The sequence below is a fragment of the Trichocoleus sp. AS-A1 genome (assembly GCF_039962015.1).
GTDB lineage: Bacteria > Cyanobacteriota > Cyanobacteriia > Cyanobacteriales > FACHB-T130 > FACHB-T130.
This window is the reverse complement of record NZ_JAMPKG010000001.1, coordinates 96,422-111,408: the sequence shown is the minus strand read 5'-3', so window position 1 is coordinate 111,408 and position 14,987 is coordinate 96,422. Positions and strand designations below refer to the sequence as shown.

Below are 14,987 nucleotides of genomic sequence, written 5' to 3'. Positions count from 1 at the left end.
AAGAATGTAAGGATGAAGAATGAAAAATTTCATTCTTCATCCTTTAGTAGGGATGAAGGGTAAAAAAGAAAAATTCAATTCTTGTTCCTTCAGCCAAAAGTTATTTCGCCACTCCTTACTTTCTAGCCCCATGCACTTGCCGCTACTGCCGCCACTTGGCAACTCTCAAGTTTATGTGAAAGGGGATGTAAGCATTGATGACGGTGCTGCGATCGCTCCGGGAGCGATCCTGCAAGCAGCTCCAGACAGTAAAATTATCATTGCTGCGGGTGTCTGCATCGGCATGGGAACTATTCTTCATGCCTACGAAGGCACCATAGAAGTGGAAACAGGGGCAGTATTGGGAGCTGGCGTCCTTGTCGTCGGCAAAAGCAAGATTGGTGCGAATGCCTGCATCGGTTCCACGACGACGGTTTTTAACAGTAACGTGGAGTCTTGGCAAGTCGTGCCACCGGGTTCTCTGTTCGGAGATAACACTCGTCAAATTGCCGATACTCCAACTGCTGACACTCTAACTGCCGACGCCCCAACTGCCGCTTCCAGCGAGGCTGTTTTAGATCCGCAAGTCAACCAAGAGGACGTCCCCGCAGCATCCACTGGCGAGGAAACTCAAAATGGGCAAGCGATCGCTTCTACTCTCTCCACATCCAGCAGCGAAGACACCCCGAACGAGCTAACGCCGTCATCTCCAACCGCTGGGACTCCAGTCTATGGACAAGCGAACCTCAATCGGCTGCTGACGACTTTGTTTCCTCACTATAAATCCGCCAACCACCCCCCCAAAGACACTCAAAGTTCATAGTTTTGACTTTTGGCAGTTATCAGCACTAGCAATTATCAACTAATCTGTGACTGTGGGCATACTAAAGTTAGGCGCAAGAATAGTTTCTCTGGGAGGTCATCGGTGGAGGTACAACAGCCAGGACTGGCTCGATTTGAGCGGCAAAGTCAATCCAAAAGCTTTAAAGACACTGCTTTGGGCATGGTTTCGACTCAGAGTTTCCCTGCGATCATCGGCTGTGCCGATATGATGCTGAAGTCCGCTGGGGTAACGCTCATCGGGTTTGAGAAAATTGGTAGTGGTTACTGTACTGCGATTGTCCGAGGTGGCATTGCCGATGTCCGTTTAGCCGTCGAAGCGGGTGCCCAGACTGCCGAACAGTTTGGTCAGTATATTTCCTCTTCGGTGATTCCTCGCCCCCTGCCAAATTTGGAAGTCATTTTTCCGCTTGGGAAACACTTATCCCAACTTACCGATAACAACGGTTACAGCCGTCTCAGCAATCAAGCGGTTGGTTTATTAGAAACGCGGGGCTTTCCGGCGATGGTTGGAGCTTGTGACGCCATGCTCAAAGCAGCAGAAGTGTATCTGTCTTCCTACGAAACGATTGGCGGTGGTTTATGTACCGCGATTATTCGGGGTTCCGTGGCAGATGTCGCCGTGGCTGTCGAAGCGGGGATGCAAGAAGCCGAGAGGATTGGGGAATTTAATTCTTTAATGGTGATTCCTCGACCGTTGGACGACCTGGAGCAATGCCTGCCTGCGGCGGCTTGTTGGATAGAGGAGAAACCCCAACCCCTGAAATTGCCAGTCGCTATCAAGGAACAGGAAAAACAGCTGGTGGAATTGCCAGATTTAGCCAAGTTACCAATTCAGGTTCAAGAATAATTTAAATCTTAGATTGTGAATGTAGCACTCAGTAGAGAGGCTGAAAATTTCAGCCATAGGGAAAGCGTTGCACATTTATGACTCTGATGTTTGGGGGAAATCAGCCTGCAAAACACAGGATGAAAATGAATGATAACTTCCCAAACCAAGCATCAAGTAAATGTACAACGCCTTTAGGAAGGAAGACTGTTACTTTGTTCAGTGATTCAATCATAACCTTGAATCTTCATGGATAAAAGGTATTATTTGCGATAGGTACAATAGAGTTTTATCTATAACTGGCAGGAGAAGGGCGTTTGAAGCAGGCAACGCTACACCAGTTGAAGGTTTTTGAGGTGGTTGCTCGCCACGGGAGCTTTACCCGTGCGGCAGAAGAACTATTTCTCACCCAGCCTACTGTCTCTATGCAGGTGAAGCAACTCACCAAGGCTGTTGGGACACCGCTGTTTGAGCAGGTGGGCAAGCGCCTTTATCTTACAGACGCCGGACGCGAACTGATGGTAACGTGCCGGGAAGTCTTCGAGCGATTAGCTCAATTTGAGATGACTCTGGCTGAAATGAAAGGGCTGAAACAGGGAAATTTGCGGCTGAGTGTGATTACAACCACGAAGTATTTTATCCCGCGTTTATTAGGGCCATTTTGCCAGCGTTATCCGGGAATTGATATCGCCCTCCAGGTGACGAATCACGAGCGGATTCTGAGCCGTATGAGCGAGAATCTAGACGATTTGTATATTCTGAGCCAAATACCAGATCATCTGGATATCCGCTGCCACCCGTTTCTAGAAAACCCGTTGGTGGTGTTGGCACCTATCAATCATCCACTGGCTCAGCAAAAAAATATCCCTCTCTCTAGTCTGACGGGTGAGCCGTTTATTATGCGCGAGGCAGGATCGGGGACGCGCTCATCAGTGCAAAATTTATTCGAGCGGCATGAGGTTGCGGTGAAAGTCCGGTTGGAGTTGGGGAGTAATGAAGCGATCAAGCAAGCGATCGCAGGTGGCTTAGGGATCTCTGTCTTATCTCGCCACACGCTAGGGCTGGATGGTGTCAGCAGCGAACTCACTATCCTTGATGTGGAGGGTTTTCCCATTAGCCGTCATTGGTATATCGCTTATCCGGCTGGCAAACAACTCTCCGTTGTTGCTCGCACGTTTTTTGATTATCTCTTGGAAGAAGCGAAGCGAATTGCGGGGGAGACACCGGCAAGTAGTAATTAGATTTTTCAGGAAGCGTTTGCTGTGGAGACTTAGTTGGAATTAAGCCGGTGATAGGTGTATAGAGACACGAATTGCTGAAGTATTGGCGCAGCTTCAGTTATAGGCGACCCAATTGAGCCTATCCAACGCCGCTTAGGTAAAGGATGAAATGATGTCGCAGATGGAAGAAGTTCGACAGCTAATTCTAAATTCTTTAGATGAAACAGAACTCTCTCTGGGAGGCAAACAGCTCGCATCTCTACCAGCAGAAATTGGGCAATTGCATTCTTTGACATATCTCAATCTGAGTGGCAACCAACTGGCATCCTTGCCAGCAGAGATTGGGCAACTACATTCTTTGACATATCTCAATCTGAGCTTAAACCAGCTTGCATCCTTGCCAGCAGAGATTGGGCAACTACATTCTTTGACATATCTCAATCTGAGCTTAAACCAGCTTGCATCCTTGCCAGCAGAAATTGGGCAACTGCATTCTTTGACATATCTCAATCTGAGCTTAAACCAGCTTGCATCCCTACCAGCAAAAATTGGGCAACTGCATTCTTTGACATATCTCGATTTGAAGTACAACCAACTGGCATCCTTGCCAGCAGAAATTGGGCAATTGCATTCCTTGACATATCTCTATCTGGAAGGCAACCAGCTTGCATCCCTACCAGAAAAAATTGGGCAACTGCATTCCTTGAGAGAGCTAGATTTGGGTGACAACCAGTTCGCATCCCTGCCACCAGAGATCGGGCAACTACATTCCTTGACATATCTCAATCTGAGTGACGATTCCATTCAAGATTTATCGCTGTTAGCCAACCATCCCAATCCAGAACTGACGGTTTATTGTTTTGATGTTGAGCTTCCTCGTCGCTATTGGACGCACCTGAGCCAGTGGAAAGCCGAATGGCTGTTGACAGAATCTAATGCGGAAGTCCGGCGAGTATTGATTCAACAGATTGGCTGCGATCGCATTTGTCAGGAGTTGGCGACGCAAACAATCGATACCTGGCGCGAATACACCCTGCTCAAAATTGATGCAGACGTTGATGTCGAACCCATTCATCTGCTGAAAATGACCTGTCCTAGCACAAACCATCTTCACGTCCTGCGGGTTCCACCCACCCTCACTGCTGCTAGAGAGGCGATTTGCTGGGTAAACTGGGACGTTGATCCAGAAGCGTTTGCCGTCGAAACCTAAATCGACTCCTATATTGGAAATTTGCACTTGAACGTGAAATTAACAGCTATCTCGTCCAAGCCAACCAATTAGAAAATAACTTCTTCACAAACGGCGTTAGACGAGTACGGTTATAAGCATCTGCTGCCTTGCGAATCGCTTCGGCTTGCGTGGGATAGGGGTGAATAACCGTGGCAAGTGTTTTCAAGCCAACATTTCCTACCATCGCCAAGGTGACTTCGCTAATCATGTCACCTGCGTGTCTCGCCACAATGGTTGCACCTAAAATTTTATCGGTGCCTTTCTTGACGTGAATTTTAGCAAATCCTTCTTCTTCGCCGTCTGCGATCGCGCGATCCACCTCACTCAATGGAATGAAGTAAGAATCCACCTCAATTCCTTTTTCCAACGCCTCTTTCTCGTACATCCCCACATGGGCAATTTCTGGAGCAGTGTAGGTACACCAAGGCATTGTCAGCGTACTAAGTTTTTTGCGCCCAAAAAACAAACTATTCTGAATAACAATCCGGGCAGCGGCATCAGCAGCATGGGTGAATCTCCATTCCATACAGATATCACCAGCAGCATAAATGCGAGGGTTTGTTGTCTGAAGCTTGTCATTGACAATTACCCCTTTTTTGGTGTCATATTGTACGCCTACCGTCTCAAGATTTAAGCCTTCAACATTAGGCGCTCTCCCAACTCCGGCTAGGATTTCATCAACTGTTACTGAAGCTTCTTTTCCATTCGCTTCGTAATAAATAACTTTTCCAGCACTGTTTGTTTCAACTCGCTTAATTTTGGACTGCAACATTAACTTAATCCCCTCCTGAATAAACGCCTGTTGCACAATTTCGGTTGCATCAGCATCCTCTTTGTCAAGAAGATGGGCATTTTTATGTAACAGCACCACTTCTGAACCAAGCCGCTGGAACGCCTGAGCCAGTTCGCAGCCGATAGGGCCACCGCCAATTACTGCTAGTCGGCTTGGTCGTTCTGTGAGGGAAAATACGGTTTCGTAAGTGAGATAACCTGCCTCTTGTAACCCTTCAATCGGGAGATTAGCTGCACGCGCACCTGTAGCAATAACTGCTTTTTTAAAACGTAACTTCTTTCCCGCGACTTCGATAGTGTCAGAACTAGAAAACCGAGCATCTCCCAAAAATACATCGATACCCAACTTTTGAAATCTTTCCGCAGAATCGTGATGACTAATCCCGGCACGAATTCGCCGCAGCCGCTCCATCACGGCAGAAAAATCGACTTCTGTACCTTCAGGAACACGAACACCAAATCGCTCTGCATCCCGAATATCTGCAACAACACGAGAAGAGCGAATCATGCATTTCGAGGGAACGCAACCCACATTGAGGCAATCTCCACCCATCAAATGCTTTTCAATTAATGCGACTTTAGCTCCTAACCCGGCTGCACCAGCCGCTGTCACCAGTCCCGCAGTACCCGCTCCAATTACAACCAAATTGTAACGAGGTGCAGGTTCGGGATTCACCCAATCGGGCGGATGTACGTGAGCCACCAAAGTTTGGTTATAAACATCCATTGGCGACACAGTCACCCGATCAACTCCTAGCTGTGGCATTATAATTCCTCCTGATTAACGCTTTTTTCTAATGCTTTTCGAGCGATGCGCGTAACATAAATCGTCACAGCAACAGTGGCAATAAATCCAACTACACGAACTACCCATTGGGCTATTTCAGTTTCGGTATTTTTGGGCTGTACTGCTCCAATTGTGGCAATACTACCCGCTAAAGAACCGATATAAACATACATAATCGTTCCTGGAATCATGCCGATAGAGGCTAAAAAATAATCTTTTAGGGAAACTTGGGTGATTCCAAAAGAGTAGTTTAAAAGGTTGAAGGGAAAGATAGGTGAAAGCCGAGTTAAAAGAACAATTTTGAATCCTTCCTTGGCAACAGCTTGGTCGATGACTTTAAATTTGGGATTGTTTTCTATTTGCTTGGAAACCCACCCACGAGCCAAATAACGCCCCACGAGGAATGCAGCAGCGGCTCCTAAAGTGGCTCCGATGAAGACGTAAATTGAACCTAAAATTACACCAAAAACCACACCCGCTCCCAAGGTGAGGATGGAGCCGGGGATGAAGAGTACTGTGGCTAGGATGTAGAGGACAATAAAAGTCAGGGGTGCCCAAAATCCCAGGCTGTCAATCCACGCTAAAGCGCTCTTCAACTGTTCCTGGACATTAAAATATTTAGCTGCAAAGATGAGAGCAGCGATAAGAGCAGCAACTAGAAAAAAACCAAAAATCCGTTTTATCTTTGAACTGGAGGGGCTTTGTACTGATTCATTCTCCATAACCTACCTCAATAACACAGATATGGAAGCTGACTCTTAAAGATTAAGCTAATTTTTATAATAAAATTTGGCTGACAAATGATTTTTAGCTGAGAATTGATAATGATTTTATTAAAAAAATGTTAGATTTTTCTAAAAAGAAGCTTAAAATGTCTCGTAAAAACTATTCCTTTAGAAAGATGTGAAAAAGAAAAAGTAGAACTAGACAAAAGCTAGAATGGATGAAAGCTGAGATGTGTGGGGGAGTAAGGAGGCTACAAAATACTAGCTTCACCCAGATGCGATCGCTTGCGTTGGCGATTTAGTTATACCATTTCCATTTTGATGTACTACATGAAGCTCCTCCTAACCACCCAAGAGAATAAACGGAGAACAGATGTGTAGTATCAGCACCTTGAATTGGAATTGACTGTACGTAAAAAATCTAAGATGTTAACCGGAGACCTAAGGACATGGATGAGGAAATCATTAAACAACTGAATATGGAAGTTGAAGCGATGAGCTTCAACGAGTTAAACGAACTTGGCAATAGAGCAGTTAGTTTAGGGCTGATTTTGGGTCACGGCTATCGAAGTAACCAGTACGAAATCCTTCGCAAAAATGAGGTGGTCATGCTACCACCCAAAGAAGCAGCCGCTTATCTAAAAAAATTGATTGGAGAAGTTGGGGGCTAAATGATAATAGGGAATGGGAGTAAAATTGGGGATAGGAAAAGTGCATCTACCATTTACTTCCTAGTAACAGCTATCAATGACCCGAAATTAGCAATTATCAGTTTTTTATAAATTTGCAGACATGACAAATCAGCAAGTATTTATTTTCGAGGGAGAACGCGCCGGAAATTATGATAAAGACATTCCTTTCTGGGTGCCTGGATATGAGCTGATACACGATTTGTTACAGGTGATGCTTCAAGTGCGCCTCCCGGAAGAGTCCTCACTGTTAATTGCTGGTTCGGGTTCGGGTAAAGAACTTGAGATTCTGGGAAAGGCAAATTCCTCATGGCGGCTGCTGGGGGTAGACCCGTCTCCGGATATGATGACTATTGCTAGCGATCGCATCCAGAAAGCCGGACTCCAAGAGCGCGTCAGCCTGCATCAAGGCATTGTGTCTGACTTACCTGAAGATATTTTGTATAACGCCGCCACGTTGATTCTAGTCATGCATTTTTTCCCCGATGACGGAACCAAGCTAGCAATGCTTCGCAGTATCGCTCAACGGCTCAAGCCAGGTGCTACTTTTGTGCTCGTGGATTCATACGGGGAGTCGAATTCGGGTCAAGTTGAACGAAAGTTTGAAATCCTGAAGAATTACGTTCTCAAAAAAGGTATTCCTCCAGAACAGGTACAGCAGAGGCTGGAAAATATTCCTAAAAATATCCACTTGGTGCCGGAAGAGCGGATCGTTGCGCTGCTTGAAGAGGCTGGTTTTGGGATGGTGGAACGCTTTTATAGTGCCTTACTCGTCGGTGGTTGGATTGCGAAACGTGGGGAATAAATAGCGCGTTCTATTAGTTCATTAGATGAAGGATAAAAGGGACAAATTCCCTAATTAGTGACAATCTCAAACTCTAGCTGATGACTTTCCTGAAAGTTATGGGTGAAATGATCGACTACGTTTGTATCGCTGAGTTCAAGATTGTAGAAATCTACAAATTCATGATCAAAATATGGCCCAGCGTGCCAAGTTCCGACTTCTAACTTGATAAAGCAATTCCCTGGAATACGGAAAGCTGTAATATCTTCTAATGCAGGTTCGTCAGTATTAGGATTCGGAGGCGCAACCGCAATTAACCAGTCTTTCCCTTCCAGCGAACCCAGACATTGAGTGCATTGGACGTGGCGCGTGATTTTGTGAAACTTGCGACCTTTGTGTTGCAGCCGCATAATGTAAAACCGGGGAACTCCATTTTGCAGGTTTAACTGCGCTTCTTCGGAATCATAAAGTTTGCCGTCAACACTTGCAGAGATTACTTGACCATAACACCGAAAATTTTCTGGTGTTATCAATTCGGCGTGTAATTGTTGCACTGTTTTTGATGTATTCATATCAAACTTGTTTGTATTTTCATCATTTTAATGGTCATTTTCATCCGAAAAAACCTAGGAAAGCAAATTACCCACAAACTGGAAGTTTGGGGCTATACAAACCAATTCCGCCTACGCAGACTTAATTTAGCCTGCGGAGGCAGGCTTTGTTTGTGTAGCTTTGTTTGTGTAGCCGCGATTTCAATTGCCAGGTATTTTGCTTACTCAGTTTTGGGTTTGTATGGAATAATTGAAGCTTGCTTCTCCCCATCACTGGGTCTTGTATACCACCAAGCCCAAGCAATTAAGACTGCTTGGAAGGGAAGTCTTATTGCTTGGAACCAAGGTGAGTTTGGAATAGGATTGAGGTCGATACTATTCACTGCCATATTGATATTTGCAGGGAAAACAAAGATAAAAAGAGTAAGCAATCCCCAAGCAGCCGCATGACTTACGGGAGGGACTAATAATCCAATCCCACCCAGGATTTCAAAAAAGCCGCTGATATATACCAGTTCCAGAGGGTAAGGAAGTTGCGACGGCACGAGTTTAACAAATGGTGCTGGGATGGCAAAGTGCGCTATGCCGACGCCGATGATACACACACACAGAATCACTCGCAACAGTTCTTTGTTCTTTTTGATGTATTCCATCTCACCCTATACAGACTAACGATTAGAATTTGCTGACAAATTTTGTCGCTTCTTCAGTTTATTCAGTTTGATGTTACTTTGTTTTCAGCCAACAGTTGGAAAAATAGACTGGCGTTAGCATAGCGATCGCGTCACCGAATCGCTCAAAATAAGTAACTACATTAAAACTATTTATCTGAGGGCGATCGCATGATGGAATATAGTCGGCGCAAATTTCTCCTGTATGGTTCAGCTACCTTGGGTACCAGTCTATTGCTGAAGGCTTGCAATAGCAGTCCTACCCCGACAGAAACAGCAGCTAGTGGGGATACTTCTGCTAAAACGGGTAAGGATTTCAAAGTTGCTATCGTTTTGCCAGGGATTATCACAGATAAAGCTTGGAACCAGGCTGGCTATGAAGGCGTGACAACTGCCAAAGAAAAGCTGGGAGTTGAAATTGCTCACGTTGAGAAGGTGGAACAAGCGGATCAGGCAGAAGCTTTGTCAGACTTTGCGCGTCGTGGCTATAACTTAGTGTATGCCCACGGGGGACAATTTGATGCAGCAATTGAGCAGGTAGCAGCGCAATTTCCGAAGACGTTCTTTGTCGGTGTCAATGGTACGGTGAAAGGCGATAACATGGCGTCTTTGCGAATCGATCATTTGCAAACCAGTTATCTGTGCGGCATCATAGGTGCCTTGATGACAAAATCAAATAAAATGGCTTATCTAGCGGCTCAATCTTTTCAAGCAACTGATGAAGAATTGCGGGGATTAGAGTTAGGCGCGAAGTCTGTTAAACCAGATATTAAAATCGCTGCCAGTTACACAGGCGATTGGAATGATGCGGCTAAGGCGAAGGAAGCGACGCAAGCGTTGATTTCTTCAGGCGTTGATGTGATTTATCAGTGGCTGGATAATGCTTCTCCTGCGGTGCTGCAAACCGCCGATGAGAAGGGAGTTTTTGCTTTCGGCAATACCACAGATCAACTGGATGTTGCGCCAAAGGCAGTATTAACCAGTGCGGTGAAGCGAATTGACTTAGCGATCGCATACTTAGCCGATCTTGCTGTGAAAGGCAATCTAAAAGGTGAGATTTATACAATTGGTTTGGAAAATCCTGAGATTCTCTATCTTGGTAAATTTGGGGCAATGGTGCCAAAAAATGTAGAGGAAAAAGCACTTAATACGAAGCAGGCAATATTAGCTAAGAAAGTTACATTTGAGGCGTGTAAAGAGGGGGGAAAGGATACTCGGTGTGTGAAGCAAGCTTAATTCAGTTGATATCTCTTCGCTTATCACCCGTCGGGGAATCAATTCCCCAGCGGTATATTGGCTAAGCCAATTAGCAAAAAATATTAAAAATGACTTATTTACGTCTTGAAGGTATTACCAAACACTTTGGCACCTTTATCGCTAATAACAACATAAATTTGAGCGTTAGTTGCGGATCTATTCATGCTCTGCTGGGCGAGAACGGAGCTGGTAAAACTACTTTAATGAATATCCTTTGCGGACTTTATCAGCCAGATTCCGGTCAAATCTACTTGCAAGGCAATCCTGTGCAAATTGCTTCAGCAAGTGACGCGATCGCGCATGGAATTGGCATGATTCACCAGCATTTTATGTTGGTACCGCAACTGTCAGTAACCGAGAATATTATTCTTGGAACCAGCTTCGATTTGCGGCTAAATATAAAAGAGAAATCGCAGGCGATCGCGCAACTCGCTCAGTCTTATGGTTTAGATGTAAATCCATTCGCAAAAGTGGGGGATTTACCTGTAGGAGTTCAGCAACGGGTAGAGATTCTCAAGGCACTTTACCGCAACGCCAAGTTGCTGATATTAGATGAACCGACAGCGGTGCTGACGCCGCCAGAGGTAAAGATATTAGCGGCTATCTTGCGCCAACTTGCTAAAGAGGGACATACGATTATTTTTATCAGTCACAAGCTAGAAGAAGTGATGAATCTCTGCGATACTGTCACCGTGTTGCGGCGGGGTGCGGTGGTGACGACAACTAAAAATGCAGATACGAACACTCAAGAATTAGCACGTTTGATGGTAGGGAGAGAAATCTTACTTCATCTAAATAAATCTGCTCGTTCTTCTAGTGAAGTAGTGCTAGAAGTACAAAAGTTGCAGGTTGAGGATGAGCGGAATTTGCTGGTTGTAAAAGATATATCTTTTGAACTCCACGCAGGCGAAATACTAGGAGTTGCGGGTGTTGATGGTAATGGACAGCGAGATTTAGCAGATGCGATTGCGGGTTTTCGTGCTATTAATTCGGGAACCATCCGGAGATCCCCCTCTAACTCCCTCTTTTTAAGGGAGAGGACAGGAAGAATTACAGCTTATATTCCAGAGGATAGGCAGAAAATGGGTTTGGTGATGGGGTTTAGTATTGCCAGAAATCTCATTCTCAAAGCTTTTATGTTTCTGCCATTTTGCCGCCGTTGGTTCCTCCAGTATGAGGTAATTAATCATCATGCGACTGAGACGATGGAAAACTTTGATATTCGCGCTGAAAATCCATCGGTTAAAGTTAGCCAATTGTCTGGCGGTAATCAACAAAAAGTAGTGTTAGCACGAGAACTTTCTGGCAACCCAGCTTTAATTGTGGCAATGCAACCGACACGCGGTTTAGATGTCGGTGCGACTGAATACGTGCAGCAACGCTTATTAGCTGAACGAGAACGAGGTGCGGCAATTTTGTATATTTCTACCGAATTAGAAGAGATTATGGCAATGAGCGATCGCATTGCCGTCATGTATGAAGGACAATTCGTGGATATCTTAGATGCTGCCACTGCCACAGTGGAACAAATCGGTTATTTGATGACTGGTGGCATCTCGGCGGGTATTGAAGGGTAGCGATCGCAATCAGTTAATATAGTACAAACTTACTAGATTGCGTTTCTAGGGGATAGCCAACTATGGGCATAGAGGCAAAATTCAAGCAAGTGTCTCCATATCTGTTAGAGAAGCTAAAAGAATACCCAGACTTTGCAGAGGTGTTCTTTTATGCAGAATTGCTACCCGACTCTGATTACTGGCGAGAGTATCCGATTGATCTAAATAATCCTAGCGAGGTTGCGGATTATGAAGATTTCATAAATTGGGTTGGAGAGACGTTGCAAAAATTAGAGGAGGAAAAGCCAGAAGAGTCTGAAAAAATGAAAATAGAAATTCCTTTAATTATTGCAGAGGGGAAAACATTACCTTTAGATATAGGTAGAAAGTGGCGTGAGTTACATTTTGTACTCACAGGAAAAGATTACTCTATTACTCTGCCTTTTTTAATAAGTAAAAATGAAGAAGATAATTTACATTCAATTAATGCAATTTGGGGCGGCAAAGAAATAGAATACAACTTTGATTATGGATTATTACGATACTTGACAGATGATGAAGTTAAGCAAGTAGCAAAGGCTTTATCAAAGTTTTCCCCTGCAATGATCGGGGAAAGATTCAAACTTAGAGGCTGGAAAGAAGATTTTTTTGATTATTTATTCCAGTATACGTACAATCCGCTAGTGAAGTATTACCAAGATGCTGCTGAGAAGGGAAATGCGATGTTTCTCTACTTAACATAGGTAATTTTATGCAAACTAATCGGATTCAACCTGTACTGCTGCCAATTTTATCGCCAGTAGTAGCGATCGCATCCGCCCTCATCGTCGGCGCTATCCTCATCTTGCTGGCAAAGGCGAACCCCATCACCGCCTACGGCATTCTCTTTAAAGAATCTCTCGCAGACTACTACGGCTTTGCCAATACCATTGCAAAAACCGCACCGTTGCTGTTAGCGAGTTTGGGGGTGCTGGTGCCGTTGAAGGCGGGTTTATTTAATATTGGCGCTGAAGGGCAAATATACATGGGGGGACTCGGTAGCGCCTTGGTGGGGCTGTCTCTGCATGGATTACCCGCATTAATTCACGTACCGCTGGCGCTGCTGGGGGGATTTTTATTGGGGGGAATTTGGGGATTAATTCCGGGTTATCTGAAAGCAGTGCGCGGTGTAAATGAAGTGATTACCACGCTGCTACTCAATTATGTGGCGCTGAACTTTGTCGGATATCTGGTGAATAATCCTTTGAAGGCACCAGGTGCGCCGAGTGCCTTTTCTCCTTTAATCGCAGAATCCGCCCGATTACCGATTATTTTGCCGCAAACTCAAGCTCATGCGGGGATTTTTATCGGATTACTCGCTACAGGAATATTGTGGGTGGTACTGACGCGATCGCCTTTAGGATACCAAATCGAAGCCGTCGGGCAAAATCCCACAGCCGCCCGTTACGCCGGGATGTCGGTAGAACGCACTATCATCGCTGTAATGGCATTTGCTGGAGGATTAGCAGGACTGGCGGGTGCGGGTGAAGTCATGGGCTTGAAATATCGACTATTCGACCGTTTTTCTCCCGGCTATGGATTTGATGCGATCGCGATCGCACTCCTGAGTCGTGGTAATCTCGCCGGTATCGTCCTTACTTCCCTATTCTTCGGTATCCTCCGCAGCGGCGCAAACGTCATGCAACGCAGCGCCAACGTCCCAGTCACCGTCGTTTACGCCATCCAGGGTTTAACCGTTTTATTTATTGCGATTAGTTTTGCAGTTGAACGTCAAATGAAGCTCAAGACTTAATTTTTAATTATCTGTAAACCGGCAGCGTGAAGTGAAAAATACTGCCCTTATCGAGATTTGAGTCTACCCAAATCTGCCCATAATGCGCCCGAATAATCCGCTGGCATAAGCCAAGACCAATCCCATACCCGTCTCTTTCTTGATCTCGCTCTAGGCGATAGCGATCTTCAAAGATGCGCTCTTGATTCTCCGCAGGGATACCAAAACCCGTGTCGCCAACGCTCACCTGAATTTTCTGAGTCGTGCGGTGCAGCATTGCAACTTGAATCCTGCCACCTTCCGGCGTGTACTTAATCGCGTTATCCAGAAGGTTGACTATCACTTGGCGCACCCGTTCTTCATCCGCATAGACATAGGGCAAATCCTGGGGAATATCGGTTTCCAAACATTGAGATTTCCCCTGACACCGAGCTTTCAGTGAATTAATGACCTCATGACAAAGTGCCCCCAAGTCCAACTTATGCGGTTGAATATGCAATTGGGCACTCGTACCCCTGGCGGCTTGCAGAATATCTGCGATCATCCGATCCATCACGCGGATTTGGGTACGAGCCTGCTTGCTTAACTGCTCGGTCAGTGCTGGTGTTAGCTTAGCGTGTCTGTTGCTATTGTTTGAATTTAAGCTTAATTCCAAGGTTTCCATTGCTAGAGAGGCGGCTGTGAGGGGACTCCGCAGGTCGTGAGCTAACATAGCGAGTACCCGGTCTTTGAACTGTAGCTGCTCCAGCAGTTCTTCTTTTTCTTTCTTGAGGCGAAAAATTTCGTCAGACAGTTGAATCAGTTCTGCGGAATGAGCAACAGACCGAATCGCTGAGGTTTCTGCAGTGGTCGGTGAATCTGTCTCCCGGTCCTGTGCTAAAGTCTCCTGATATTCTTCGGCACACAGCTGCCAGCGAGGCCAACAATTCTTCAATTGAGCGATCAAATTACTCCCAGCTAGCGTCTGTCGGGGTTCCGGATGAATCTTGATCAAAGCTGGGGTTGCCACCAGTTTAAAGTGTTCGGCTAAATACGGCTGCTCTCCGACCTCGACCATCTGAAGTTCAAAAGGAACCTCGGTCTTTAAGCTCTCCAGATACGTTTGGATTTGCTGGATCTGTTTACGCGAACTCGGACGCTCATCGACAAACAGCAGTAGCTGTAGCGATGCTTCAGAATGGGTAGGTTTTTCAAGAGCTGCCTTTATGTAATCTGGTTTCAGCACTGGGAACCAACCGATGACACTTTAATTCTTAGGGGTATTGACTGAGAGTGGACGAGAAGCGAAGATCCGCTTTCAATTTA

General features: G+C 45.5%; 15 protein-coding genes. 10 read left to right on the top strand and 5 right to left on the bottom strand.

Annotation, left to right across the window (positions count from 1 at the left end):
* Positions 1–19: 19 nt before the first annotated feature.
* The 4 genes from NC994_RS00505 to NC994_RS00490 all read left to right on the top strand — a co-directional run bounded on the left by NC994_RS00505 (position 20) and on the right by NC994_RS00490 (position 4,078).
* Positions 20–802 (top strand): carbon dioxide concentrating mechanism protein, encoded by a 783-nt coding sequence (locus NC994_RS00505; protein WP_242030607.1) that lies wholly within the window; start codon positions 20–22, stop codon positions 800–802.
* A gap of 102 nt (positions 803–904) precedes the next feature.
* Entirely contained in the window at positions 905–1,669 is a 765-nt protein-coding gene (locus NC994_RS00500) for a BMC domain-containing protein (protein WP_347275941.1), read from the top strand.
* Positions 1,670–1,965: 296 nt separating this feature from the next.
* Positions 1,966–2,889 (top strand): LysR family transcriptional regulator, encoded by a 924-nt coding sequence (locus NC994_RS00495; RefSeq protein ID WP_190412145.1) that lies wholly within the window; start codon positions 1,966–1,968, stop codon positions 2,887–2,889.
* Between the two features lie 148 nt (positions 2,890–3,037).
* Entirely contained in the window at positions 3,038–4,078 is a 1,041-nt protein-coding gene (locus NC994_RS00490) for a leucine-rich repeat domain-containing protein (RefSeq protein ID WP_199299638.1), read from the top strand.
* Positions 4,079–4,124: 46 nt separating this feature from the next.
* On the opposite strand, the gene NC994_RS00485 is transcribed toward NC994_RS00490, so the two are convergent.
* A complete protein-coding gene (locus tag NC994_RS00485; protein WP_190436155.1) occupies positions 4,125–5,657 on the bottom strand; it encodes a mercuric reductase in 1,533 nt (510 codons plus the stop codon).
* Positions 5,657–6,400 carry a TVP38/TMEM64 family protein gene (locus NC994_RS00480; protein WP_190436152.1) on the bottom strand — a complete coding sequence of 248 codons (744 nt, stop codon included), beginning with the start codon at positions 6,398–6,400 and terminating at the stop codon, positions 5,657–5,659. The genes NC994_RS00485 and NC994_RS00480 overlap by 1 nt, the downstream gene beginning before the upstream one ends.
* A gap of 452 nt (positions 6,401–6,852) precedes the next feature.
* Here NC994_RS00480 and NC994_RS00475 point away from each other — a divergent pair, with 452 nt between their 5' ends.
* Both NC994_RS00475 and NC994_RS00470 read left to right on the top strand, forming a co-directional pair.
* Positions 6,853–7,074, top strand: coding sequence for a hypothetical protein (locus NC994_RS00475; protein WP_190436149.1), 222 nt, complete (start codon positions 6,853–6,855; stop codon positions 7,072–7,074).
* Between the two features lie 121 nt (positions 7,075–7,195).
* Entirely contained in the window at positions 7,196–7,897 is a 702-nt protein-coding gene (locus NC994_RS00470; RefSeq protein ID WP_190436146.1) for a methyltransferase, read from the top strand.
* 50 nt (positions 7,898–7,947) lie between these two features.
* On the opposite strand, the gene NC994_RS00465 is transcribed toward NC994_RS00470, so the two are convergent.
* Together NC994_RS00465 and NC994_RS00460 are read right to left on the bottom strand one after the other, a co-directional pair.
* Positions 7,948–8,448: an ureidoglycolate lyase gene (locus NC994_RS00465; protein WP_190436143.1), complete on the bottom strand. Its 501-nt coding sequence runs from the start codon at positions 8,446–8,448 to the stop codon at positions 7,948–7,950.
* 200 nt (positions 8,449–8,648) lie between these two features.
* On the bottom strand, positions 8,649–9,071 hold the full coding sequence (locus NC994_RS00460; RefSeq protein WP_190412286.1) for a DoxX family protein: 423 nt from the start codon (positions 9,069–9,071) through the stop codon (positions 8,649–8,651).
* Between the two features lie 198 nt (positions 9,072–9,269).
* Between NC994_RS00460 and NC994_RS00455 the strand changes: the two genes are divergently transcribed.
* From NC994_RS00455 to NC994_RS00440, 4 genes are all read left to right on the top strand, one after another.
* On the top strand, positions 9,270–10,334 hold the full coding sequence (locus NC994_RS00455) for a BMP family protein (RefSeq protein ID WP_190436141.1): 1,065 nt from the start codon (positions 9,270–9,272) through the stop codon (positions 10,332–10,334).
* An 89-nt stretch (positions 10,335–10,423) separates the two neighbouring features.
* Entirely contained in the window at positions 10,424–11,932 is a 1,509-nt protein-coding gene (locus tag NC994_RS00450; RefSeq protein ID WP_190436138.1) for an ABC transporter ATP-binding protein, read from the top strand.
* A 62-nt stretch (positions 11,933–11,994) separates the two neighbouring features.
* Positions 11,995–12,654, top strand: a complete 660-nt coding sequence (locus NC994_RS00445) for a DUF1877 family protein (protein WP_190436136.1) — start codon at positions 11,995–11,997, stop codon at positions 12,652–12,654.
* Positions 12,655–12,662: 8 nt separating this feature from the next.
* Positions 12,663–13,703 (top strand): ABC transporter permease, encoded by a 1,041-nt coding sequence (locus NC994_RS00440; protein WP_190436134.1) that lies wholly within the window; start codon positions 12,663–12,665, stop codon positions 13,701–13,703.
* Between the two features lie 7 nt (positions 13,704–13,710).
* On the opposite strand, the gene NC994_RS00435 is transcribed toward NC994_RS00440, so the two are convergent.
* Positions 13,711–14,907, bottom strand: coding sequence for a histidine kinase (locus NC994_RS00435; RefSeq protein WP_190436131.1), 1,197 nt, complete (start codon positions 14,905–14,907; stop codon positions 13,711–13,713).
* Between the last annotated feature and the right edge of the window lie 80 nt (positions 14,908–14,987).

What these genes read in the sequence shown, in the direction of transcription:
- NC994_RS00480 (WP_190436152.1), bottom strand. Translation starts at nt 6,400, where the DNA reads ATGGAGAATGAATCAGTACAAAGCCCCTCCAGTTCAAAGATAAAACGG.
- NC994_RS00465 (WP_190436143.1), bottom strand. Translation starts at nt 8,448, where the DNA reads ATGAATACATCAAAAACAGTGCAACAATTACACGCCGAATTGATAACA.
- NC994_RS00485 (WP_190436155.1), bottom strand. Translation starts at nt 5,657, where the DNA reads ATGCCACAGCTAGGAGTTGATCGGGTGACTGTGTCGCCAATGGATGTT.
- NC994_RS00450 (WP_190436138.1), top strand. Translation starts at nt 10,424, where the DNA reads ATGACTTATTTACGTCTTGAAGGTATTACCAAACACTTTGGCACCTTT.
- NC994_RS00470 (WP_190436146.1), top strand. Translation starts at nt 7,196, where the DNA reads ATGACAAATCAGCAAGTATTTATTTTCGAGGGAGAACGCGCCGGAAAT.
- NC994_RS00490 (WP_199299638.1), top strand. Translation starts at nt 3,038, where the DNA reads ATGATGTCGCAGATGGAAGAAGTTCGACAGCTAATTCTAAATTCTTTA.
- NC994_RS00475 (WP_190436149.1), top strand. Translation starts at nt 6,853, where the DNA reads ATGGATGAGGAAATCATTAAACAACTGAATATGGAAGTTGAAGCGATG.
- NC994_RS00455 (WP_190436141.1), top strand. Translation starts at nt 9,270, where the DNA reads ATGATGGAATATAGTCGGCGCAAATTTCTCCTGTATGGTTCAGCTACC.
- NC994_RS00440 (WP_190436134.1), top strand. Translation starts at nt 12,663, where the DNA reads ATGCAAACTAATCGGATTCAACCTGTACTGCTGCCAATTTTATCGCCA.
- NC994_RS00445 (WP_190436136.1), top strand. Translation starts at nt 11,995, where the DNA reads ATGGGCATAGAGGCAAAATTCAAGCAAGTGTCTCCATATCTGTTAGAG.
- NC994_RS00505 (WP_242030607.1), top strand. Translation starts at nt 20, where the DNA reads ATGAAAAATTTCATTCTTCATCCTTTAGTAGGGATGAAGGGTAAAAAA.